22 protein-coding genes are annotated in these 23536 nt (G+C 63.7%); 16 read left to right on the top strand and 6 right to left on the bottom strand.

Annotated features, from left to right (window positions below):
* Window positions 1–72 precede the first annotated feature (72 nt).
* The 3 genes from DCO45_RS14490 to DCO45_RS14480 form a co-directional block, all read right to left on the bottom strand.
* On the bottom strand, window positions 73–945 hold the full coding sequence (locus DCO45_RS14490) for a TonB C-terminal domain-containing protein (RefSeq protein WP_116926486.1): 873 nt from the start codon (window positions 943–945) through the stop codon (window positions 73–75).
* Window positions 946–954: 9 nt separating this feature from the next.
* Entirely contained in the window at window positions 955–3021 is a 2067-nt protein-coding gene (locus DCO45_RS14485; protein ID WP_116926485.1) for a ribonuclease catalytic domain-containing protein, read from the bottom strand.
* A 105-nt stretch (window positions 3022–3126) separates the two neighbouring features.
* Window positions 3127–3717, bottom strand: coding sequence for a YqiA/YcfP family alpha/beta fold hydrolase (locus tag DCO45_RS14480; protein ID WP_116926484.1), 591 nt, complete (start codon window positions 3715–3717; stop codon window positions 3127–3129).
* A 151-nt stretch (window positions 3718–3868) separates the two neighbouring features.
* Between DCO45_RS14480 and rodA the strand changes: the two genes are divergently transcribed.
* The 9 genes from rodA (at window position 3869) to DCO45_RS14435 (ending at window position 14277) form a co-directional block, all read left to right on the top strand.
* Entirely contained in the window at window positions 3869–5041 is a 1173-nt protein-coding gene (rodA, locus tag DCO45_RS14475) for a rod shape-determining protein RodA (RefSeq protein ID WP_116926555.1), read from the top strand.
* Between the two features lie 146 nt (window positions 5042–5187).
* The gene (gene tldD, locus DCO45_RS14470) at window positions 5188–6678 is read left to right on the top strand and encodes a metalloprotease TldD (protein WP_116926483.1); all 1491 of its coding nucleotides are present in this window, start codon (window positions 5188–5190) and stop codon (window positions 6676–6678) included.
* A gap of 423 nt (window positions 6679–7101) precedes the next feature.
* Window positions 7102–8256, top strand: a complete 1155-nt coding sequence (locus tag DCO45_RS14465) for a 3-deoxy-7-phosphoheptulonate synthase (RefSeq protein WP_116926482.1) — start codon at window positions 7102–7104, stop codon at window positions 8254–8256.
* 59 nt (window positions 8257–8315) lie between these two features.
* Complete coding sequence (locus tag DCO45_RS14460) at window positions 8316–8627, top strand: hypothetical protein (RefSeq protein WP_021027764.1); 312 nt, start codon at window positions 8316–8318, stop codon at window positions 8625–8627.
* Between the two features lie 196 nt (window positions 8628–8823).
* Window positions 8824–9531 carry a response regulator gene (locus DCO45_RS14455; protein ID WP_116926481.1) on the top strand — a complete coding sequence of 236 codons (708 nt, stop codon included), beginning with the start codon at window positions 8824–8826 and terminating at the stop codon, window positions 9529–9531.
* A 68-nt stretch (window positions 9532–9599) separates the two neighbouring features.
* Window positions 9600–11036, top strand: a complete 1437-nt coding sequence (locus tag DCO45_RS14450; protein WP_116926480.1) for a sensor histidine kinase — start codon at window positions 9600–9602, stop codon at window positions 11034–11036.
* Window positions 11037–11270: 234 nt separating this feature from the next.
* Complete coding sequence (locus tag DCO45_RS14445; protein WP_243419367.1) at window positions 11271–12191, top strand: tripartite tricarboxylate transporter substrate binding protein; 921 nt, start codon at window positions 11271–11273, stop codon at window positions 12189–12191.
* 119 nt (window positions 12192–12310) lie between these two features.
* On the top strand, window positions 12311–12754 hold the full coding sequence (locus tag DCO45_RS14440; protein WP_116926479.1) for a tripartite tricarboxylate transporter TctB family protein: 444 nt from the start codon (window positions 12311–12313) through the stop codon (window positions 12752–12754).
* A complete protein-coding gene (locus tag DCO45_RS14435) occupies window positions 12751–14277 on the top strand; it encodes a tripartite tricarboxylate transporter permease (RefSeq protein WP_116926478.1) in 1527 nt (508 codons plus the stop codon). The genes DCO45_RS14440 and DCO45_RS14435 overlap by 4 nt, the downstream gene beginning before the upstream one ends.
* A gap of 87 nt (window positions 14278–14364) precedes the next feature.
* Here DCO45_RS14435 and mpl read toward each other — a convergent pair whose 3' ends face one another.
* A complete protein-coding gene (gene mpl, locus DCO45_RS14430) occupies window positions 14365–15768 on the bottom strand; it encodes a UDP-N-acetylmuramate:L-alanyl-gamma-D-glutamyl-meso-diaminopimelate ligase (protein WP_116926477.1) in 1404 nt (467 codons plus the stop codon).
* 103 nt (window positions 15769–15871) lie between these two features.
* Between mpl and DCO45_RS14425 the strand changes: the two genes are divergently transcribed.
* From DCO45_RS14425 to DCO45_RS14395, 7 genes are all read left to right on the top strand, one after another.
* Complete coding sequence (locus tag DCO45_RS14425) at window positions 15872–16468, top strand: hypothetical protein (RefSeq protein WP_116926476.1); 597 nt, start codon at window positions 15872–15874, stop codon at window positions 16466–16468.
* A 6-nt stretch (window positions 16469–16474) separates the two neighbouring features.
* Window positions 16475–17056 carry a TlpA disulfide reductase family protein gene (locus tag DCO45_RS14420; protein ID WP_116926475.1) on the top strand — a complete coding sequence of 194 codons (582 nt, stop codon included), beginning with the start codon at window positions 16475–16477 and terminating at the stop codon, window positions 17054–17056.
* Window positions 17057–17174: 118 nt separating this feature from the next.
* The gene (gene accB, locus DCO45_RS14415; RefSeq protein WP_021026146.1) at window positions 17175–17627 is read left to right on the top strand and encodes an acetyl-CoA carboxylase biotin carboxyl carrier protein; all 453 of its coding nucleotides are present in this window, start codon (window positions 17175–17177) and stop codon (window positions 17625–17627) included.
* Between the two features lie 10 nt (window positions 17628–17637).
* Window positions 17638–18993, top strand: a complete 1356-nt coding sequence (gene accC / locus DCO45_RS14410) for an acetyl-CoA carboxylase biotin carboxylase subunit (protein ID WP_021026145.1) — start codon at window positions 17638–17640, stop codon at window positions 18991–18993.
* Window positions 18994–19068: 75 nt separating this feature from the next.
* Entirely contained in the window at window positions 19069–19989 is a 921-nt protein-coding gene (gene prmA / locus DCO45_RS14405; RefSeq protein ID WP_021026144.1) for a 50S ribosomal protein L11 methyltransferase, read from the top strand.
* Window positions 19990–20014: 25 nt separating this feature from the next.
* On the top strand, window positions 20015–21541 hold the full coding sequence (locus tag DCO45_RS23255; RefSeq protein ID WP_243419359.1) for a zinc-ribbon and DUF3426 domain-containing protein: 1527 nt from the start codon (window positions 20015–20017) through the stop codon (window positions 21539–21541).
* Between the two features lie 27 nt (window positions 21542–21568).
* The gene (locus tag DCO45_RS14395; protein WP_116926474.1) at window positions 21569–22471 is read left to right on the top strand and encodes a carbohydrate kinase family protein; all 903 of its coding nucleotides are present in this window, start codon (window positions 21569–21571) and stop codon (window positions 22469–22471) included.
* A gap of 110 nt (window positions 22472–22581) precedes the next feature.
* Here the strand turns inward: DCO45_RS14395 and DCO45_RS14390 are convergent, their stop codons facing one another.
* Together DCO45_RS14390 and DCO45_RS14385 are read right to left on the bottom strand one after the other, a co-directional pair.
* The gene (locus DCO45_RS14390; RefSeq protein ID WP_116926473.1) at window positions 22582–23061 is read right to left on the bottom strand and encodes a GNAT family N-acetyltransferase; all 480 of its coding nucleotides are present in this window, start codon (window positions 23059–23061) and stop codon (window positions 22582–22584) included.
* A 35-nt stretch (window positions 23062–23096) separates the two neighbouring features.
* The gene (locus DCO45_RS14385; RefSeq protein WP_116926472.1) at window positions 23097–23534 is read right to left on the bottom strand and encodes a divergent PAP2 family protein; all 438 of its coding nucleotides are present in this window, start codon (window positions 23532–23534) and stop codon (window positions 23097–23099) included.
* Between the last annotated feature and the right edge of the window lie 2 nt (window positions 23535–23536).

Below are 23536 nucleotides of genomic sequence, written 5' to 3'. Positions count from 1 at the left end.
AAGGGCATGCGCTGGGCACCCGGTGGCGGCGCAACGGGGGCCCGCCAGCATGGCGCTCAAGCGCCTGCCACTTTACTGCAAATTGGCCGTTTCCAATGTCTGCTCGCGGGTGAAGCGGAATTTGGAGACGACGGCAATCTGGTCGGCCTTGGCGCGCAGCGCGGGGCCAAAGTGGCCAAAGGGGCCACTGCTGACGGCGATGGCCTCGGCCCGGCGGTCGAGTTGCTGGTTGCCCGAGCTTTTGTAGACCTCGGTGCCCAGCACCCGGCCGTCGTGGTTGACGGTCATGATCATCACCAGCTCACCATAGAGCTTGCGGCCACCGGCTTCGGGGAAGTTGCTGGTGCCCCGGTCCTCGACCTTGCGGCGCAGCTGGTCGTAGTAGATGGCGAACACTTCCTCGCGTGTGGCGGGGCTGATGTAGCGCTTCTTGGGGCGGGCGTTTTCTTCGTGGATGCGCTTTTCGATCTCGGCGAGCATCTTGAGCAGCTGCTGGTGCTTTTCTTCCTGCTCGACCTCTGCCTGCGAGGCGCTGGCCTTGCGCGTATCGGGCGGCTGGTACTGGGCCAGCTGGTTGCGCAGGTCGGCCAGCAGTTGCATCTGCTGGGCCTGCATGGCATCGAGCTGGCGCTGGCGCTCTTCAAAGTCATCCCCCATGTTGGTGATGGCCGAGTAGGGCATGGGGCTGGTGGCGCGCTCCTGGCTGTTGGCCGATTCACCACCACCGGCCAGGTTGGCCTGGGCGACGGCCTGGGCCTTGTCAGGCGGGGCGTCGTTGGACTTGGCGTTGACCAGAATCACTTCGAGCGGGGTGTCCTCGAACACCCGGTCAAAGGCCTGGGGGTCGACAAAGCGGATGCTCAAGATGGCAGCGTGCACCAGCACAGACACAGCCAGCGCCAGTTGGAGCGTGGACAGCGATCGAAGAAATTGGAAAAACTTCACGGTTCCGGGTTAATCGGTTTTTGTGGTCGCCGCGTCCTCACCGTCGCCCATGTCCACCGCGATTGCGATGGGCCCAGCCACAGCCTCCTCCTCATCTTCTGGCGACTCTGTCTCGGCCTGGTTGGCCTGTTCGTCGTCCAGTCTCTCCAGCACGGTTCCGGTCACATCCAGCGTGATCTCGTCGATCTCGCCGAGCTTGACCCGGACCTGGGCACCACGCGGCAAACTCTGCGCGCCCAGCACCGGAAACACCAATGGTAGTTCATCTGCACGCACGAGCATGCTGCCTGCCGGGCCTTCCTTCATAACTGTTGCAGTGAGGTCACTGATGCTGTTCTGCGCCAGGTACTTCAAGGTCCAGTAGCGCTCCATGCCGGCCTGGTAGCCGTTGTAGGCGCTGTAGGCGGCATCAAAGCCGCTGATGATGGAGAACAGCTCCGCATCCTTGGGCTTGAACGGGGCGACCAGGGCGGCGGTGGCGCCATGGCGCGCGCAGGCGATGATCTGCCACTGGTTGACCAGGTCGGTGTAGCGGCGCAGCGGCGACGTGGCCCAGACATAGCTTTTGACGCCGATGCCGGCATGCGGCAAGGCCTTGGTGGACATGCGCACCTTGATGCCTGGGGCCAGGCTGGCCTGGCTGCGGTAGATGCCGGGCACGCCATAGTCCGCCAGCAGCTGGCCCCAGCTGCTGTTGGCGACGATGGCCGCCTCGGCCACGATCAGATCGAGCGGGGCGCCGCGCTTGCGCACGGAGATCTGCACGGTCTCGCTGCCGTTGGGCACCTGGTCGCCATTGCCTTGCAGGCGGAAGTTGTAGTCCGGGCGGTTGAAGTTCTCGGGCTTGCCGCGCACCACTTCGCGGCCGGCCTTGAGGTGGCGCGAGAGGCGGTAGAGAAAGCTCAGCTCGTCGCGCTTGTCCAGCAGCGGCTGGGGCGTGTCCTCGACCTGCAGCGCCGGGTCGGTCAGCCAGGCTTCGGTGGCGATGTGGTCGAGCTTGTCGTAGCGGAAGTTGCTAACCACCGGCACGCGCTCCAGGCGGGTTTCCTTGTTCAGCACTTCCAGCGTGGCTTCGTCGTAGGTGACGTAGAGCGAGACGGCCGGGTTGGCGCGGCCCTCATCCAGGGTGTAGATCTGCACCACTTCGTCGGGCAGCATCGTGACCTTGTAGCCCGGCATGTAGACGGTGGAGTAGCGGCTGCGGCCCAGATGGTCGAGCGCCGAGCCCGGCTCAATCGCGAGACCTGGCGCGGCAATGTGCACGCCAACAATCACCTGGCCGGTGCCCAGGCCCTGTACCGACAGCGCATCGTCGATTTCGGTCGTGGCCGAGTCGTCGATGGAGTAGGCCTCCACCGTGGCCAGCGGCAGATCGGCTGGCGGCAGTGGCGCCGTGACGGCCGGAAAGCCCGTGCCCTTGGGGAAGTTGTCGAACAAAAAGCGCTGCCAGTGGAACTGGTAGGACGAGTCGATAGCGCCGGCCTGTTGCAGCAGCGCCAGCGGCGCGAGCTGCGCCTTGCGGCTGGCTTCGACCACGGCCTTGTACTCGGGCGCGTTCTTGTCCGGGCGAAATAAGATCTTGTAGAGCTGCTGCTGCACAGGCGCGGGGCACTCCCCGTTGACGAGCTCGGCTGCCCAGCCGTCGATCTGCGCCTGGATCTGGGCTTTTTTCTCGATGGCGGCCAGCGCTTGCTGCACGATCTCGGCCGGTGCCTTCTTGAAGCGGCCCTTGCCGGCGCGGCGGAAGTAGTGCGGGGCTTCGAACAAGGTGAAGAGCGCTGCCACCTGTTCGGCGATCGAGGCGTTCTCCGAGAAGTAGTCGCGCGCCAGGTCGGCAAAGCCAAACTCCTGCTCGGGCGCAAACTCCCAGGCCAGCTGGGGGTCGATGTCCGCCGACAGGGTTTGCGCCTGCGCGATCAGCTCGGCAGGCGTGGGCTTGTCAAATTTAAGAAGCAGGTTCGCTGCTTTGACCTTGACCCGTTTGCCGGAGTCCAATTCAATTTGGGCGGAGCTCTCAGCTTCGGAGAGGATACGGCCGGCCAGAAATTTGCCAGCGTCGTCAAACAGTGCATACATAGCCGCGCATTTTCCCATGCTGGGTGGTGCCGGGGCGCGGCCACAGGGTTTTTTGCGTGGGGGTTCTGGCTGGCCCATCGCGGGCGGGCCAGCCGGCGCTGGTTTTTACCAGCCCAGAAACTTGTCGATCTGCGGCAGATAGCTCTCGAAGTTGGACAGCGCATGGTCGCTGCCCTCGTCCAGCAGCAGCTGAGCGGCGGGGTAGCGCGCGACCATGTCCTGCCAGTGCAGTACCTCGTCGCCCATGGCGGCAATCAGCAGCTGTGCGGCGGCAGGGGGCTGGCCGTTGACGTTCAGCGCCTGCAGCTCGTCCAGGTATTCCGGGCGGAAGTAAAAGGATTCTTCCGGGTTGTGCCAGGCCGTTTGCTCGCCCAGGTGCTGCGCCAAGGTGACCCAGGGCGTTGTCGAGGGGTTGATCATCACGCTCTTGCAGCGCAGCTGCTGGGCCACCCAGCTGGCATAAAATCCGCCCAGCGAGGAGCCGACAACCGCCAGGCTCTCGGGTGGCAGGCCGGCCCAGCTGCGGGTGGTTTGCAGCAGCAGATCGGCCGCTTGCCGGGGCGAGGCGGGCAACTGGGGGGCTGACCACACCACGTGCGGGTGGTTGTCTTCGATATGGCGCTGCAGGCGCTGGGCCTTGGCCGATTGGGGGGAGGAGCGAAAGCCGTGCAGGTAGAGCAAGTGGGTGGTCGTCATGCACAAATGATAGCGCCGAGGCCACCACTGCTAAGGCGTTGACAACCTTAGTTGTTTTGTTGAATTGATTTGGTTCGGGTGACACAGGTAAAACCGGTCTTTACCGCTAGCGCTGGCGGCCATTCTGTGCCAAGCAGAGATAATGGCGGCCATGTCCGAAGTTCTTGATAAACCGAATCTGTTCCAGCGTCTCATGCCGATGCTGCGCGGTTATGACTGGCCGCTGATCTTCATCATCGGCGCCCTGGCAGCCATCGGACTGACGGCCATGTATTCCGCCGGTTTCGACCATGGCACCCGCTTCTCCGACCATGGCCGCAATATGCTGCTGGCGCTGGGCATCTTGCTGGTGGTGTCGCAGATCCCGCCGCACCGGTTGGCCAGCTTTGCGCTGCCGCTGTATGGCTTGGGCGTTGCGTTGTTGATCGCCGTGGCGCTGTTTGGCATCACGAAGAAGGGTGCGCAGCGCTGGGTGAATCTGGGCATAGTCATCCAGCCCAGTGAGCTGCTGAAGATTGCGATGCCGCTGATGCTGGCCTGGTGGTTCCAGCGCCGCGAAGGCGCCTTGCGCCCGGCCGATTTTGTCGTCGCGTTTGCGATTCTCGTCATCCCGGTCGGCCTCATCATGAAGCAGCCCGACCTGGGAACATCGCTGCTGGTGATGGCTGCGGGCCTGGCGGTAATCTATTTTGCCGGCCTGTCCTGGAAACTGATCATCCCGCCGGTGCTGATTGGCGTCATCGGCCTGCTGCTGATTGCCATCTATGGCCACCACCTTTGCGAAGACGGCATGGATCTGGTGGTGTTGCATGAGTACCAGCGCCAACGCGTATGCACCTTGCTCGACCCGACCCGGGACCCGCTGGGCAAAGGCTTTCACATCATCCAGGGAATGATTGCCATCGGTTCGGGCGGCTTCATGGGCAAGGGCTTCATGGCCGGCACGCAGACCCATCTGGAGTTCATCCCCGAGCGCACCACGGACTTTATCTTTGCCGCGTTTTCCGAAGAGTTCGGCCTGGCCGGCAACCTGCTGCTGATCTTTTTCTTCCTGCTGCTGGTCTGGCGCGGCCTGGCCATTGCGATGCGCGCGCCCACCTTGTTTGGCCGCCTGATGGCCGGAGCGGTGGCGATGATCTTTTTCACCTACGCCTTCGTCAACATGGGCATGGTCAGCGGCATCCTGCCGGTGGTGGGTGTGCCCCTGCCCTTTGTCAGCTATGGGGGCACGGCCATGGTCACCCTGGGGCTGGCGCTGGGGATCTTGATGTCGGTCGCCCGATCGCAGCGCCAGCTGGCGCGGGAGCAGGCGCCGCGCCTATGAGCCCCGTTGCGGCGGGCTTTAATGGGCTCTGCCATTGAAAACACCCCCGCCAGCCGCAGATACGGGATAGGTGGCTGCTGGCTTGCTGGCCGCCGCAAATCAACGCATGGGCCCACGGCCATTGCGCAAGCCCTAAAATCGCCTCTATGAATGCACCTTTTGACCTTGCTGTGGCCAAGCCGCTGGCGGCTTCTACCGAACAACGACTGGATATAGCGCGCAGCCTGCTGCTGACGCCTTTTGGTCTGGATGACAGCCATCTGGCGCGCGCGCTGGCGGATATCCGCGCCCACAAGGTGGACGATGCAGACCTGTACTTCCAGTACACCCGGGCCGAAGGCTGGAGCCTGGAAGAGGGCATCGTCAAGACGGGCTCCTTCTCGATCGACCAGGGCGTGGGCGTGCGCGCGGTGTCCGGCGAGAAGACGGCTTTTGCCTATTCGGACGACATCTCGCTGGCATCGCTGCTGGATGCCGCCCATACGGTGCGCAGCATTGGCGCGCAAAGCCAGTCGCGCCAGGTCAAGGTGCCTGCCAAGAAGATTGCGCTGAGCCGCTCGCTCTACCCCGATCTGGACCCGATCTCCACGCTCGACAGCACCGCCAAGGTCGCCTTGCTGGAGAAGGTCGAAAAGCTGGCCCGCGCCAAGGACCCGCGCGTCAAGCAGGTGATGGCAGGTCTCGCCGCTGAACACGATGTGGTGCTGGTCGCCCGTGCCGATGGCACCTTGGCTGCCGACGTGCGTCCGCTGGTGCGCCTGTCGGTCACGGTGATTGCCGAGAGCAAGAGCCGCCGCGAAGTGGGTTCGGCCGGCGGCGGTGGCCGCTTCGGTCTGGCCTATTTTGACGATGCACTGGTGCAGCAGTATGTGGACGAGGCCGTTAAGGCGGCCCTGGTCAACCTGGAATCTCGCCCCGCGCCTGCTGGGGTGATGACCGTGGTTCTGGGCCCGGGCTGGCCCGGTGTGCTGCTGCATGAGGCGGTGGGCCACGGCCTGGAAGGCGACTTCAACCGCAAGGGCTCGAGCGCGTTCAGCGGCATGATAGGCCAGCGCGTGGCGGCCAAGGGCGTGACGGTGCTGGACGACGGCACCATTGCCGACCGCCGCGGCTCGCTCAATGTGGACGACGAGGGCCAGCCGACCCAGCGCAATGTGCTGATCGAAGACGGCATTTTGAAGGGCTATATCCAGGATGCGATGAATGCGCGGCTGATGAAGGTCAAGCCCACCGGCAATGGCCGGCGCGAGAGCTATGCCCACATCCCCATGCCACGCATGACCAACACCTACATGCTGGGGGGTGACAAGGATCCGCAGGAGATCATTGCCTCGATCAAGAAGGGCTTGTACGCGACCAACTTTGGTGGCGGCCAGGTCGATATCACCAGCGGCAAGTTCGTGTTCTCGGCCAGCGAGGCCTACTGGGTGGAAAACGGCAAGATCCAGTACCCCGTCAAGGGCGCCACCATCGTGGGCAGCGGCCCTGAGTGCCTCAAGCACGTCAGCATGATCGGCAACGACATGCGCCTGGACAGCGGCGTGGGCACCTGTGGCAAGGAAGGCCAGAGCGTGCCAGTGGGCGTGGGCCAGCCGACCATGCGGATTGATGGTTTGACGGTCGGCGGTACCGCCTGAGCATCCCAAATAGCCGCTGCTTAGGCGGCGGCTAACGCCAGAATCAACCAAACGCCTGCGCGGTTTCTGCCGCGCAGGCGTTCGTTTTTTGACATCTTTCTGCAGTGTGCCTTTCTCTGTTGCGCAATAAAAATGCGTATAGAAACAAATTGACAAGGCAATGGTGTGATTTCAACTTTGAAATCTTATTTTTTGCAATTTTTGTGCGTTTTATACAGAATGATGAATTCCGCCGCCCGCAGATGTGGTACATTGAAAAACATGCAAGCACGTAGCGCTTTTACCTTTTACTTTTGGTTCTCTGTCCAAGGCGGACGAGAGGTCTAAAAGCGCGCGAGCACCTAAACCTCCAGACAACCGCCGAAGCTGAAAAGCCCGGCGGTTTTTTGTTGCATAAACCACCCACACATTCAGGATCCTCAGATGACTCAGCAAGCCCAACCCACAAGCGATGCTTGGTATCGCGGTGTCGAGAAAACAAGCCAAACCGACGACCAACGTATCAAGGACATTACTGTGCTGCCGCCACCCGAGCATCTGATTCGCTTTTTCCCCATCAACGGCACACCCGTTGAAGCGCTGATCAGCAACACCCGCCAAAACATCCACAACATCATGTCCGGCACGGATGACCGCCTGCTTGTCATCATCGGCCCCTGCTCGATCCATGATCCGCAAGCCGCGCTGGAATATGCCCGCCGCCTCAAGGCTGTGCGCAAGCAGTACGAAGGCACCTTGGAGATCGTCATGCGCGTCTACTTCGAAAAGCCGCGCACCACGGTGGGCTGGAAGGGCCTGATCAACGACCCCTACCTCGATGAGAGCTACCGCATCGACGAAGGCCTGCGCATTGCCCGCCAGCTGCTGATCGAGATCAACCGCCAGGGTGTGCCCGCTGGCAGCGAGTTCCTGGACATGATCTCGCCCCAGTACATTGGCGACCTGATCAGCTGGGGCGCGATTGGCGCGCGCACGACGGAGAGCCAGGTGCACCGCGAACTGGCCTCGGGCATCTCGGCGCCGGTGGGCTTCAAGAACGGCACCGATGGCAATATCCGCATCGCCACTGACGCGATCCAGTCGGCCAGCCGCCCGCACCATTTCCTGTCGGTGCACAAGAACGGCCAGGTCGCCATCGTGCACACCAAGGGCAATACCAACTGCCACGTGATTCTTCGCGGCGGCAAGACGCCCAACTACGACGCCGCCCATGTGGCCGCTGCCTGCAAGGACCTGGAGGCCGCGCACCTGCCCGCCACCTTGATGGTGGACTGCAGCCATGCCAACAGCAGCAAGCAGCACGAGAAGCAAAAAGAGGTGGCGCGCGATATCGCCCAGCAGATCGAAGGCGGCTCGCGCAGTGTCTTCGGCGTGATGATCGAGAGCCACCTGCAAGCTGGTGCGCAAAAGTTCACCCCGGGCAAGAACGACCCGGACAGCCTGGAGTACGGCAAGAGCATCACCGATGCCTGCCTGGGCTGGGACGACTCGCTGGAGACGCTGGCCGAGCTGTCCGACGCGGTGCAGGCCCGCCGCGTGCGCGCAAATACCGAGGAGACCGCCGCTGCAACGGTGTAAGCTGGCGGCTTTGGGGCGGCCGCTGCCTGCCCCGTTTGCACCACCAATAAGGGATTGTCATGCGCAATGAAGTACGGGTTCTGCTCGAGGATGGCCAAGAGTTTGTCCATGGCTTTGACAGTGCGGAGGCCATGTCCAACGAGGACGGGCGCCGCTGGCTGGACCAGGAATTTCTGCGCATGGACTGCGAGCCGCTGCGCGCCAGCGGCAAGGTGCTGATCGTCGACAAGGTCGTCGTCGTTGCTAAGGCCGCTGGCGCCCCGCTGCTGGGCGATGCCCAATGGCTGGCGCAGTTTGCCCGTGCCAGCGTAGGCGCGGTGGGCCGGCCCACGGTGGTGGTGAACACCAAGGCCATGACGGCTTCGTTCTAAGCGCCTTTCTCACTGCCTGCCTGACCTCGAAGCGCGAACCGCTGGGTTCGCACACCACGCCAAAAACCCGCTCGCCAATGAGTGGGTTTTTCTATTGTGGAGAATATATCGTTAACCAGTGGCTATGAATGCAGGCTGAATAGGATGTTTCTCCAACCGTGGGTGCATCTGGCAGATATCTCGGGAGGGAGGGTGGATGCGAATCCTGTTGGTGGAGGATGAACAAGATCTGGCGCACTGGATGGCCCGAACGTTGGCGCAGCAGTCGGGCATCGTCGTGGACTGGGTGGGCGATGGGCAGATGGCAGATCTGCGCCTGCAGCAGGAAGACTTTGATGCGGTAGTGCTGGACCTGGGTCTGCCTGGCATCGATGGCCGCACCGTGCTGGAGCGCATGCGCGAGCGCGATGACCGCACACCCGTCCTGGTGCTGACCGCGCGGGACTCCCTGGCTGAGCGCGTCGGCACGCTCAAAAATGGTGCTGACGACTTTCTGGCCAAACCATTCTTGCTCGATGAGTTGGAGGCGCGCCTGCAGGCCCTGGTTCGCCGCAGCCGCGGGCGTGAACACCCTCGGCTGTCCTGCGGGCCGCTGCAGTTTGATGTCGCTGCGCAGCGCTTTTCGATGGCGGGCGATGCCTTGCCGGTGACACCCCGAGAGCATGCGGTGTTGCTGGCGCTCATCCAGCGCAGCGGCGAGCCAGTGAACAAGCAAAGTATTTTGGACCGGGTCTTCCTGGGAGACCGGGATTTGAACCTTCAGGTCATTGAGGTACTGGTTTTTCGCCTGCGCAAGAAGCTCTTGGGCCGTGGCGTGCAGATTGTCACCTTGCGCGGTCTGGGCTACTGCCTGGAAGAAACGCAGGACAGTGGCGTGACCAGCGCTGCATTGCAAGACCCGTGATCTGGCGGAGCGCCGCTCTGAATGGCCGCGCTGTGTGGCGCCACCGCTGGCGTGATAGGGCCCGCTCTTTGAAGGCTGCGCTGCTGGTGTGGCTGGTGCCGGGTTTGCTGCTAGGCATGGGCAGCAGCTTGCTATGGTCCACCTACAGCCTGCGTTCCCAGGTAGACGAGGCCTATGACCGGGCACTGGCGGGTGCGTTGCGCGCGATCCACTACAACATCGCCACGGCCAGCGGCGGCTTGAGTGTGGAGCAGCCGTATCTGCTGCTGGAATTCTTCGAGTTGACGGTCAACGGCAGGGTCTACTTCCGGGTCGCGACCGAGGACGGACTGGTTGAAATCGGAAACCCGGGGCTTCCTTTGCCCGAGGGCGAGTTCGAACTCGGCGTGCCGCAGTTCTATGACGCGGTGTACCTGAACGAGCCCATCCGAGTGGCCGCTTGGGCGCGGCTGGCGGACCCGCCCGTTGCGGGCAATCCGCACAGCCGCATCGTGGTGCAGGTGGCAGAGAATCTTCAGGAGCGTGCGCTGGTGCAGCGGCACATGGTCACGCGCGCCATCTTGCGCGATGTGCTGCTGGTCGGTATCAGCGTGGTGTTGCTGGTGGCGGGCGTGGTGCGTGCGCTCAGGCCATTGAAGCGGCTGCGCCAGCACCTGGATGCGCGCGCCTGGGATGACCTCTCGCCCATCGATGCGGCCAGCCTGCCTGCAGAAGTGCAGCCACTGGTGCAGTCGTTGAACCACTTGGTGGAACGCTATGCCCACAGCGCCCAGGCCCAGCGGCAGTTTCTTGATGACGCCTCCCACCAACTGCGCACGCCGCTGGCCTTGCTGCGTACCCAGATAGGCTATGCATTGCGTGAGCGGGACCCGGCCCAGATGCGGGCTGCACTGCATGCGATGCAAGACGGTCTGGGGCGGGCCGAGCGCCTGACCCAGCAGATGCTGGCACTGGCCCGCGCCCGAGATGCCGGGGCCGCTGCCAGTATCCGATCGCAATTTGCCGAGGTCGATCTGCGGGCGCTGGCGGAGCAGGTGGTCACCACTTTGTGGCCGCTGGCGCGCGCCAAGCAAATTGACCTGGGGCTGGATGTGGTGGGGTTGGGCGATGACTCCCGAGCGTGGCAGGTGCAGGCCCTGGGGTGGCTGCTGCGCGAGGCGATCAGCAACCTGGTGGACAACGCCATCCGCTATACGCCTGCCGGTGGCCAGGTCACCGTGCAGCTGCGGGCCAGCGTGTCGTCCATCGCGCTGGTGGTGATCGACAGCGGCGGGGGCATGAGCGAGCACGACATGGCACAGGCGGGCAGTCGGTTTCGGCGTGGTGCTGCGGGCAAGCGCCAGCAGGGCGCGGGCCTGGGCCTGGCCATTGTGCAGACCATTGCCCAGATGCATGGTGCCGAGTTCAAGCTGGCCAATGGCCGTGATGCGCAGGGGCAACTGGGTTTGCACGGCAGCTTCCGCATGCCGCATACCACCGCTGACCTGGGAATAACCCCGAATTGAAAGGCTATTGAAAGCCGCAAACGTTTAGTCTTTGCCTACCTTGGTGGCAATCCTTCGCCCGACCAGGTTCCACGCTTGGCCAGCGCTGCCAGCCAGGTTCTGGCCAGCAGCCCCTTGGCCAAAGCGCCCATGCCCAAAAAGGAGACAAAGCCTATGTTTGCAAGCCGTTTATCAAGCCAGGCCTCAGGCCTTTTCATCAGCACGGTCATCGCAGCGAGCACCTGGGTGCCAGCGATGGCGCAGGCAGAGCCCCGCCGCCCGGAGTGCATTGCCCCGGCCCAGCCTGGCGGCGGGTTTGACCTGACCTGCCGCCTGGCCCAGACGGGCATGCGCGAGTCCAAGGCGCTCGAGAAACCCATGCGCATCGTCTACATGCCTGGCGGCATTGGTGCGGTGGCCTACAACAGCATCATCACCCAGCGCCCGGCAGATGGCAGCGCCATTGCTGCCTTCTCCAGTGGCTCGCTGCTCAATCTGGCCCAGGGTAAGTTTGGCAAGTACAGCGCCGATGATGTGCGCTGGCTGGCCACCGTGGGTGCGGATTACGGTGTGGCCGTGGTGCGGGCGGATTCGCCCCACCAGGATCTCAAGGGCCTGATGGCGGCGTTCAAGGAAGATCCGAGCCAGGTGGTGCTGGGCGCGGGCGGCTCCATTGGCAGCCAGGACTGGATGAAGGCAGCGCTGACCGCGCGCGCCGCCGGCGTGGACTACAAGAAAATGCGCTTCGTTGCCTTTGAGGGCGGTGGCGAAGCCGTCACGGCGCTGCGCGGCGGCCATGTCCAGGCTTTCATGGGGGATGCGGCCGAGGCGGTCACCATGCTCGAAGGCGGTGCGCCCATCCGCGTGCTGGCGGTCTTCCACTCCGAACGCTTGCCGGGCAAGCTGGCCGACGTGCCGACCGCTGCCGAGCAGGGCTTCAATATCGAATGGCCGATCATCCGGGGTTTCTACGTGGGGCCCAAGGTATCGGATGCCGACTACCGCTGGTGGCAGCAGGCGTTTGACAAAGCCATGGCCACGCCGGAGTTCCGCAAGGCCCAGGCGCAACTGGGTCTCATGCCCTTCAACAAGACGGGGCCCGAGCTCGACCACTACATCAAGGCCCGTACCCGGCACTACACCGAGCTGGCCACGTCCTTTGACCTGGTCAAGTAGGACCTGGTCAAGTAAGGCCTGCCTGGGCATGGCACCTGCCAGCCATGGCCCATGGGGCTTGAACAAGGCGGCCAGATACCCTGGTCCGCCGCACTCGCACATCTTGCGGAAAGATATCTATGGTTCTCAATGATCGCACCCTGGGCGTGGCGGCGCTGCTGCTATCGGCCTTTCTGGCGTGGTTTGGACACGGGCTGGAGGCAGCATTTGCCTACGAGCCGGTGGGTCCGCGCGCCTTTCCTTTGTTGCTGGCCGCAGTGATTGGCTTGTGTGGCCTGCGCCTTGCCGTAAAAGGCGGCAACCCGGCTGCGCCCAACCCGCCCGGGGCCAACAGCCGCATTGCGCTGATGGTGGCGCTGGTGCTGGTGTACGCCGGGCTGTTCCAGTGGGCCGGCTTTGTGCTGGCCACGGCCGTGGTTTCCGCCTGCGTGGGCCGGCTCTTTGGTGGCAGCTGGCTGCAGTGCGGGATTGGCGGCACCAGCCTGAGCGTGCTGTTTTATGTTCTTTTTGACCGCTTGCTGGACGTGGTGCTGCCATTGGGCTGGCTGGAGGGGCTGCTATGAGCGCGATGCTGGATAACCTCTCCCTGGGTTTTGGTGTTGCCTTCTCGGGCACCAACTTGCTCGTGGCGCTGATTGGCTCGTTCTTTGGCACCATCGTCGGTGTGCTGCCGGGGCTGGGCCCGACGAACGGGGTCGCCATGCTGGTGCCGATCGCCTTTGCGATGGGCTTGCCGCCCGATACCGCCTTGATCTTGCTGGCCGCTGTCTATGTCGGTGCGGAATATGGAGGCCGGATCACCTCGATCCTGATCAATGTGCCCGGCGAGGCGGCTGCGGTGATGACCACGCTGGATGGCTACCCGCTGGCGCGCCAGGGGTTGGGGAGCGTGGCGCTGTCCCTGTCGGCCTGGTCCTCCTTTGTCGGCTCCCTCATCGCCATTGTCGGTATCACCGCGTTTGCGCCCTTTCTGGCGCAGTGGGCCTTGGCGTTTGGCCCGGCGGAATACTTTGTGCTGATGGTGTTTGCCTTCTGTGCGCTCACCAGCTTGTTGGGGGAGCAACCCATTAAAGGGGTTCTGGCGGCGGCCATCGGGCTGTCGATTGCGACAATCGGGGTGGATGCCAACTCCGGCGTTTACCGCTATACCTTCGATATCCCACACTTGGCCGATGGTCTGGATTTTGTCGTCGTTGTCATTGGCTTGTTTGCCGTCGCGGAAATGCTGCAAATGCTGGAGAACAAGCTCTCGGGCCAAAGCGTGGAAGTGCCGCCCAGCCAACGCAAGCTCTTCAATCTGCGCGAGCTGCGCTTAACCTCCGGCAGCACCATCCGTGGCAGCCTGCTCGGGTTTGTGATGGGCGTATTGCCAGGGGCGGGCGCCAGCGTGGCGTCGGCCGTGGCCTATGCCAACGAGAAGCGCTATATAGAAGACAAAGACCCGGATGCCAAATTTGGCCAGGGAGACATGCGTGGCTTGGCCGCGCCTGAGGCGGCGAACAACAGTGCCGCTACCGGCTCGTTCATCCCCATGCTGACCTTGGGCATCCCTGGCTCGGGGACGACGGCCGTGATGATGGGCGCGCTCACGCTCTACAACATCACTCCCGGCCCGGTGCTGTTTGAGCAGCAACCCGCGCTGGTCTGGGGCTTGATCGCCTCGCTGCTGATTGCCAATGTGATGCTGCTGGTGATGAACATCCCGATGGTGCGGGTGTTTGCCTCGATGCTGTCCATCCCGGGCTGGCTGCTGGTGCCGGGTATCCTGGCCATCAGCTTTATCGGTGTCTATGCCATCAGTGCCACGACCTTTGACCTGATGGCGGTCGTCGCCATCGGCGTGATCGGCTACCTGCTGCGCAAACTCCAGATGCCCATGGCGCCGATGGTGCTGGGCGTTGTGCTGGGCACGATGATGGAGCAAAACCTGCGGCGTGCGCTGTCCATCACCAATGGCGATGTCACCATCCTCTGGGCCAGCACGGTCTGCACCATCCTATGGGTGCTGGCAGCTGCCGTGGTGCTGGGACCCATGGGTTACCGTCAGCTGGCCAAACGCAGGCGTGCGCAGGAAACGGCTCCATGATGCTGGTGCCGCTGGCCTAATGTTGAGGTCTCTGTCAGCAAAAAGGCGAGCTGGGGGCTCGCCTTTTTCTTGATGTTGGCGGGCCTATCAACCCCGGACCGCAAGCGCCTGCAGCAATTTGTCGTGGATACCACCAAAGCCGCCATTGCTCATGCAGACAATCACGTCTCCGGCCATGGCCGCCTGCAGCACCTGGGCGATCAGGCTGTCGATATTGCCTGCGGTCTGGGCGCGGGCACCCATGGGGGCCAGCGCCTGGGCGGCGTCCCAGTCCAGGCCGGCCGTGTGGCAAAAGGCCAGGTCGGCCGATTCCAGCGACCAGGGCAGCTGTGACTTCATCGTGCCCAGCTTCATCGTGTTGCTGCGCGGCTCAAACACTGCAAGGATGCGGGTTTGCGCGCCCACCTGCTGGCGCAGGCCATCTAGGGTAGTGCGGATGGCAGTGGGGTGGTGGGCAAAATCGTCGTAGACCTGGATGCCGGCAGCGGTGCCGCGCAATTCCATGCGGCGTTTGACGTTCTGAAAGCGCGACAAGGCTTGGGCCGCTTCTGCGGGCGCCACACCCACATGCTGGGCCGCAGCGATGGCAGCGAGCGCATTCATCTGGTTGTGCACGCCGCTCAGGCCCCATTGCACCTTGCCGGCGGGCGCATCTTTATAGAACACTTCAAAGTTCGACGGGTCGCCTTCGGCGCGCATGTCGTCGATGGCAGCGCCAAAGCGCACCACTTCGCTCCAGCAGCCTTGGTGCAGCACACGGGTCAGGCTCTCTTCAACACCATTGGCCACCACGCGGCCGCTGGCGGGCACGGTGCGCACCAGGTGGTGGAACTGGCGCTCAATCGCTGCCAGGTCATCAAAGATGTCGGCGTGGTCAAACTCCAGGTTGTTCAGCACGGCGGTGCGGGGGCGGTAGTGCACAAACTTGCTGCGCTTGTCGAAAAAGGCGGTGTCGTATTCGTCGGCCTCGATCACAAAGACGGGGCGTGGGTCGCCACCGCCGGGCCGGGTGGGCGCACCCAGGCGGGCGGAGACGCCAAAATCGAGTGGCACGCCACCGACCAGAAAGCCCGGCTGCAGGCCGGCGGCCTCCAGAATCCAGGTCAGCATCGAGGTCGTCGTGGTTTTGCCATGGGTGCCGGCCACGGCCAGCACATGGCGGCCCTGCAGCACATGCTCGGCCAGCCATTGGGGGCCGCTGGTGTAGGGAGCGCCGGTGTCGAGGATGGCCTCCATCAGCGGAAACTTGGGCGAGCCATCGTCCAGGCGCGCACGGCTTACGACGTTGCCGACCACGTACATATCGGGCTGCAGCGCGAGCTGGTCGGCCCCAAAGCCTTCGATCAGCTCGATGCCCAGCGCGCGGAGCTGGTCGCTCATCGGCGGGTAGACGCCGCTGTCGCAGCCCGTCACCTTGTGCCCAGCCTCGCGTGCCAGTGCGGCCACGCCACCCATAAAGGTGCCACAGATACCCAGAATATGAATGTGCATGGACGTCGATTCTACGGCGCGTCCGGATATAAGCCGCGCTCTGGGCGGCTGTAATTGCAAGCAAGTGCCGCAGGGGCCATGCAAATCCGACACAATGGAATGCATGAAGACTGATGCAAGCTGGGAAATCGCCAACACCGCCGCACGCATGGTGGTGGAGGAAGGCCTGGAGTGGGGGCCGGCCAAGAAGCGCGCCGTCAAGCAGCTGGGGCTGCCGGGCCGCACCGCTCTGCCCGATAACGAGGTACTGGAAGCGGCGGTGCGCGAGTACCTGGAGCTGTTCTGCGCCGACACCCAGCCCGCCGAGTTGCGGGCATTGCGCGAGATGGCCGTGCTGTGGATGGAGCGCATGGAGGCTTTCCGGCCCTATCTGGTAGGTGCCGTCTGGAATGGTACGGCCACGCGCCTGTCTGATATATACATTCAGTTGTTCTGCGATGACTCCAAATCGGCTGAGATTGCGCTGATTGACCATGGCGTGCGCTATGAGGTATCGTCGATCAACGGTTTCCACGGTGAGACGGTGGATGCCTTGTCGATCAGCAGCTTTTGCAAACCGCTCAATGAGAGCATTGGTGTGCACTACCTGGTCTACGACCTGGATGACCTGCGCGGCGCCTTGAAGCCCGATGCCCAGGGCCGCACGCCGCGCGGCTCGCTGGAGGCGGTGCGCCGCCTGCTGACCCCACCCACGGAGTGATGCCCCATGCCGACACCTGAACGCGCACCTGTTGATGCAGCGCAAACCTTGCCACCGCAGGCCGCCGCCAGCCGTCGGCGCCTGCTGACCGGTGGCGTGGCGGCTGCCGCTTTGGCTGCCGGAGCGGGCTGGGCTTGGTGGCGCCACCGCTTGGCCGAGCCCAATGGCCCGGCGATGGACGGGCTGTGGAGCCAGGCCTTTGCTGCGCCTGGCGGGCAGACCGAAGTGCGCATGCAGGCCTTCCAGGGCAAGCCTTTGCTGCTGAATTTTTGGGCCACCTGGTGCCCGCCTTGTGTTGAAGAGCTGCCGATGCTCAACCAGTTCTACGAAGCGCAGCGCGCCAAGGGCTGGCAGGTGGTGGGTTTGGCGGTGGACCAGGATGCGGCGGTGCAGCGTTTTTTGCAGCGCACGCCGCTGGCCTTCCCTGTGGGGATTGCCGGCATGGGTGGCACGCAGCTGACGCGCGACCTGGGCAATTCCGCAGGCGGCCTACCGTTCACAGTGGTATTTGGTAGGCAAGGTGACGTTCAACATCGTAAAATGGGGCAACTTCTTGCATCTGACTTGCAAAATTGGGCAAGTCTATAAGGTGTGCAAGCCGGGACGGCAGTAGTGCCGTTGATCAAAAATCAAAGATATTGAGTCAAATAGGGCGAAATTGGAGTAAATTTGCGCCCTGTTTGATTTTTTAGCCGTTGGAGCTCCCATGGATTTACGCAAGCTGAAAACCCTGATCGATCTCGTGTCCGAATCGAATGTCTCGGAGTTGGAAATCACCGAAGCAGAAGGCAAGGTTCGCATTGTGAAGGGCGGCGGCGCTGTGGTGCAGCAAGTGATGGCGGCGCCCGTGTTGCCCGCTGCGGCCCCTGCAGCAGCCCCCGCTGCTGCCGCTGCGCCGGCAGAAGCTGCTCCCGCTGCGGCGCAAGGCCATACGGTCAAGTCACCGATGGTGGGCACGTTCTACCGCTCGTCCGCTCCCGGCGCCAAGGCCTTTGTTGAGGTCGGCAGCCAGGTCAAGGAAGGCGACACCGTGTGCATCATTGAAGCGATGAAGATCCTCAATGAGATCGAAGCCGACAAGTCCGGCACGATCAAGCAGATCCTGGGCGAAAACGGCCAGGCCGTGGAATTTGGTCAGCCGTTGTTCATCATTGAATAAGGCCTCGCCCATGTTCAAGAAAATTCTGGTTGCCAACCGCGGAGAGATCGCACTGCGTGTGCAGCGCGCTTGCCGCGAGCTGGGCATCAAGGCCGTGATGGTCTATTCCGAGGCGGACCGCGACGCCAAGTATGTGAAGCTGGCCGATGAGGCCGTCTGCATTGGCCCGGCGCCGTCGGCCCAAAGCTATCTGAACATGCCGGCCATCATCTCGGCGGCCGAAGTGACCGACGCCGAGGCCATCCACCCTGGCTACGGCTTTCTGTCCGAGAACGCCGACTTTGCCGAGCGTGTGGAAAAGAGCGGCTTCCAGTTCATTGGCCCGACGCCCGAGTCCATCCGCATCATGGGTGACAAGGTCTCGGCCAAGCAGGCGATGATCAAGGCTGGTGTGCCTTGCGTGCCTGGCTCTGATGGCGAATTGCCCGATGACCCCGCGCTGATCCGCCGCATTGCCAAGGCCATCGGCTACCCGGTGATCATCAAGGCCGCAGGCGGCGGCGGTGGCCGTGGCATGCGCGTGGTGCATACCGAGGCTGCGCTGGTCAATGCCGTGCAGATGACCAAGGCCGAAGCTGGTGCTGCGTTCGGCAATCCTGCGGTGTACATGGAAAAGTACCTGCAGAACCCGCGCCACATCGAAATCCAGGTGATGGCCGACAAGTTCAAGAACGCCGTCTACCTGGGCGAGCGCGATTGCTCCATGCAGCGCCGCCATCAGAAGGTGATTGAAGAGGCGCCGGCCCCTGGCATTCCACGCCGCCTGATTGAGAAGATCGGCGACCGCTGCGTGGCCGCCTGCAAGAAGATCGGCTACCGCGGTGCGGGTACCTTCGAGTTTCTGTACGAAAACGGCGAGTTCTACTTCATCGAGATGAACACCCGTGTGCAGGTCGAGCACCCGGTGACCGAATGGATCACTGGCGTGGATATCGTCGGCACCCAGATCATGGTGGCCGCTGGCGAGAAACTGCCGTTCACGCAGCGCCAGATCAACGCGCAGATGCGCGGTCATGCGATCGAATGCCGGATCAACGCCGAAGATGCCTACAAGTTCACGCCATCGCCTGGCCGGGTCACCACCTGGCACATGCCTGGCGGTCCGGGTGTGCGCGTCGATTCGCATGTGTACGCCAACTACTTTGTGCCACCGAACTACGACTCGATGATCGGCAAGCTGATCGTCTATGGCGACACCCGCGAGCAGGCCATCGCCCGCATGCGCACTGCGCTGCTGGAGACGGCGGTCGAAGGGATTTCGACCAATATCCCGCTGCATTCGGAGCTGATGGTCGATGCCAAGTTCAATGCCGGCGGCACCAATATCCACTATCTGGAAGAGTGGCTGGCTGCGCGCAAGCGTTGATGCGCCCCCTTTCATCGTGATAGATGCTGGCATTTCCAAGGGAATGCCAGCTTTTTGCATTAAGGAAACCCTGTCATGTACGAACTGTGCCTGATGTGCCCGGAAGACCGGGTCGAGAGCGTGAGCGAAGCGCTGGATGCGCTCGATGCGCTCAGCGTCTCGGTCGAAGATGCCGATGCCCAGACCGATGCCGAGCAGGCACTGTTTGGCGAGCCCGGCATGCCGCCGCCCAAGGATGGCTGGCAGCGCAGCCGCATCGTGGCGCTGTTCCCGCAGCGCGCTGCGGCCGAAGAGGCGCAGAGCTTGCTGCAGCTGCAGGATTTCTTTGCCGGCTGCAGCCTGCTGGGCATCCGTGAGGTGGCCGAGCAGGACTGGGTGCGCCTGACCCAATCGCAGTTCGCCCCGGTGGATATCACGCCGGAATTCTGGATTGTGCCCACCTGGCATGAGCTGCCAGCGGCCGCGACCCGCAGCATCCGTCTGGACCCGGGCCTGGCCTTTGGCACCGGCACCCACCCCACCACCCGCATGTGTCTGCGCTGGATTGCGCAGCGCGGCGCGCAAGGCCAGGATCTGGGCCGTGTGCTGGACTACGGCTGCGGCTCCGGCATTTTGGCCATTGGCGCCGCCAAGTTTGGTGCGGTGGACATTGATGCGGTGGACATTGACACCGCTGCCGTGGAATCGACCGAATACAACGCCCAGGCCAACCATGTGCAGCTGCGCGCCGGCTTGCCTGATGCAGCGCAAGGCGAGTACCAGACGGTGCTGGCCAATATCCTGGCTACGCCGCTGAAGGTGCTGGCCCCCTTGCTCTGCGCCCATGTGGCCCAGGGTGGCCACCTGGTGCTGGCCGGTATCCTGGAGCGCCAGACCGATGAGCTGAAAGCCGCTTACGCCCCTTATCTGCAGCTGGACGTGGCCGATACCGAAGACGGCTGGGTGCTGATGACAGCACGGCGCGCAGCAGATTCCGCCACCGGGACAGGCCGCTGAACTTCTGACCCTACAATCCACTGCGATGAGCCAGATAACGCGTTGCCCCCAGTGCCAGACCCGCTTCAAGGTGGTGGATGACCAATTGCGCATCTCTGATGGCTGGGTGCGCTGTGGCAAGTGCAAGGCGGTGTTTGATGCGCTCACGCACCTGGCGGCCAGTGCACCGGCGGCAGCGCCCGCAGGCACGCAGGCGCCGGCTGAGCATCCCGCTGTCGCCACGCAGGCCCCGGTGGTGGCTCCATCGCAGGTGGCCTCGCCTGCTGTCCCTACGCCCAGCCCAGAGCCGGCGCAGGCGGGGGCTGCAGTGCTGCGGACGGAGAACTCGCTGCAGGTCGACCCCCATGCCCAGGTGCCCGAGCTGTCGGTGCTGGTGTTTCCGCGCCGCGCCAATGCCAGCGGGGATTCCGGCTATGTGGACTCGTCCTGGATGCAGGCCTATGGGGACGAGGCCGAGGCGCAGACCCCCGCCGCGCCACCTGCGGGCCAGGACCGCAGCGGCCTGGAGAGCGAATGGCAGCCGATGGCCGACCAGCGCCCGGAATCGCTGCGCAGCAGCCGGGTGGACTTTTCGGCCACTGACGACCTGGCGGAACTGCAAGCCCGCGAGGGCCGTCTGCTGGAGGCCATTGCCGAGCGCCAAAAGCCCGTACCAGCGCCTGTGCCGCCAGAGCCAGCGCAGCCCGCGCTGCTGGATGAGGCCGCACCGCTGGTCGTGGAGGATGTGGTGGCAGCTGCCGCTGCCCCTGCTGCAAAAGAGCTGCAGGTCCAGGAGCCGGCTTCACCTCCGCCGTATTTGAGGCAGAGCAGCGCCCATGGTCTGTCCGCCCCCGGCCCGGCGGCGCGGCAAGAGGATGGGCTGCTGCTGGCGCCCGAGATGGCTGGCAGAACCCTGGATGCCGGCAAGCGGGAGCCCTCGCTGGCTGCACCGACCAACTATGTGGCGCAGATGGATGAGGCCGTTGCGGCGGCCGATGCAGTGGTGGCCGACGCAGCCGCTACCGACACCGCCGCTTCTGCCGGCATGGATGCCGTGGCCGAGCCAGGTTTTGTGCGCGCTGCCAAGCGCAAGGCCTTCTGGCGCAAGCCCTGGGTCGTCGTGCTGTCGCTGTTGCTCAGCCTGCTGCTGTTGGCGGCCTTGCTGCTGCAGATCGCGCTGACCCAGCGTGACCGCCTGGCCCTGGCCCAACCCCAATGGCGCCCGGCATTGCAAGCCGCTTGCCGCCTCGCGGGCTGCGAGATTGCGCCGCCTAGGCAACTGCAGGCCGTGTCTATCGACAGCACCAGCTTCAACGCCGTGGGGCCGCGCCAGTTCCGGCTGCGCGTGGTCTTGCGCAATGGTGCCGACAATCCGGTGGCGGTCCCTGCGCTGGAGCTGAGCCTCAATGACGCGGCAGAAAAACTGGTGCTGCGCCGTGTGCTGACTCCGCAGGAGCTGCAGGCGCCTGCCGCGCTGGACGCGCATGGCGAGTGGACGGCAGAGATGGTCATCCAGGTGGCAGAGGCGGCAGGTGATGTCGTGGGCTACCGCGTGCTGGCGTTCTACCCTTGAATTTTTGATAACAGAAAGAATAGCTTCATGGCTTCGCTGATCTGCGGCTCGCTCGCATTTGACAACATCATGACATTTTCGGGCCGCTTTGCCGACCAGATCATGCCCGATCAGATCCATATCCTGAACGTGTCCTTTCTCGTGCCGACCTTGCGCCGCGATTTTGGCGGCTGCGCCGGCAATATTGCCTATGCGCTGCACCTGCTGGGCGGCCAGGCGCTGCCAATGGCCGTGGTGGGCCATGATGGCGACGGCTATGTCGCGCATTTCAAGCAGCTGGGTATCGATACGCGCTTTATCAAAAAGCTCGACGACCACTACACCGCCCAGTGCATGATCACCACCGACATGGACAACAACCAGATCACCGCCTTCCACCCCGGTGCGATGATGCAGGCCCATGAAAACACCATCACCAAGGACTGCGGCGCAGCCATTGGCATCGTCGCGCCCGATGGGCGTGACGCCATGCTCCAGCACGCCGAGCAGCTGCATGCCGCTGGCATTCCCTTTGTGTTTGACCCCGGCCAGGGCCTGCCGATGTTCGATGGCAATGACCTGCGCCATTTCATCAGCCTGGCCACCTGGGTGACGGTGAACGACTACGAAGGCAAGATGCTGAGCGAGCGCACCGGCCTGTCGTTTGCCGAGATCTCTACCCAGGTGCAGGGCCTGATGGTGACCTTGGGTGCCGAAGGCTGCGATCTTTGGGAAAACGGCGAGCGCATGCATGTGCCTGGCATCCAGGCCACGGCCGTGGTCGACCCGACCGGCTGCGGCGATGCCTGGCGCGGTGGTCTGCTCTGGGGCCTGGAGCAGGGCCGCCCGCTGCGCACCTGTGTGGAACTGGGCAACCGCATGGGCGCCTTGAAGATCGCAGCACGCGGCCCGCAAAACTACCAGCTGGATTTTGACCCCGCAGCGATCTGAGGCGGTGGCTCGGCCTCTCCGGGCCTCCGGGCATCCGGGCTGCGCCTTGGCATTCGTCTCATCCTGGCGGGGTCTGAATGGCACACGGCGGCGCCAGCCGCTGTGAGGCATCACCCCTTGGCAAAGGCCTCCAGCGCCTCGCCGGTCATCCGGTAGCGGATCCATTCGCTCTGCGGCTTGGCGCCCAGGCTGTCATAGAACTGGATCGATGGCGTGTTCCAGTCCAGCACGCTCCACTCGAAGCGCCCGCAGTCCTTGTCCACGGCAATGCGCGCCAGATGGCGCAGCAAGGCCTTGCCCGCGCCGCTGCCACGGTGGCTGGGGTCGACGTACAGGTCTTCCAGGTAGAGGCCATTGCGCCCCTGCCAGGTGGAGTAGTTGAAAAAATACACGGCAAAGCCAATGGCCTGGCCCTCCTGCTCGCAGATAAGGCCATGCGCCGTGGCACCCTCGCTGAACATGGTCTTGTGCACATGGGCGGGGGTCGCGAGCACCTCGTGCTCGGCATTTTCATAGACGGCCAGATCGCGCACAAAGCGCAGGATGGTGTCGGTGTCGTCGATGGTGGCGGGGCGGATGGTCAAGGGCATACGAAAAAGCCGCTGGGGCGCTGGCAAGCAAAGACTCAATCGTACAACGGCAACCAGGCCTGCACCGCCCAGGCCAGCAGGATGCCGCAGACCACGCCGCCCACAATCTCGGCAAGGCTGTGGCCCATGCGTTCGCGCAGCGGCGGGGCGGTGGGTGCCGCATCGGGAGCTTGCGCTTGGAGGCGGTTGATGGCCTGCGCATGTTGGCCCACCTGCCTGCGTAGGCTGCTGGCATCGAGCACCACGATGAAGGCCAAGGTCAGCGCGACGCCAAACGCCGGGTGGCCAATGCCCTGTTTGAACGCGACCAGCGCAGCCATGCTGCTGACAATGGCGCTGTGGTTGCTGGGCATGCCGCCGTAGCCGATCAAGCCAAAGGCGGGCTTGCCCGCGCGCAAGCTGTTGATCAGAAACTTGAGCGAGCCAGCAACCAGCCAGGCCAGCAGCGGGGTCAGCAGATACGACAGGTCCATGC

Origin of the sequence: Comamonas sp. JNW, assembly GCF_003105075.1 — a bacterium.
Lineage (GTDB): Bacteria > Pseudomonadota > Gammaproteobacteria > Burkholderiales > Burkholderiaceae_C > Comamonas > Comamonas squillarum.
This window is presented reverse-complemented; position numbering and strand designations above follow the sequence as displayed.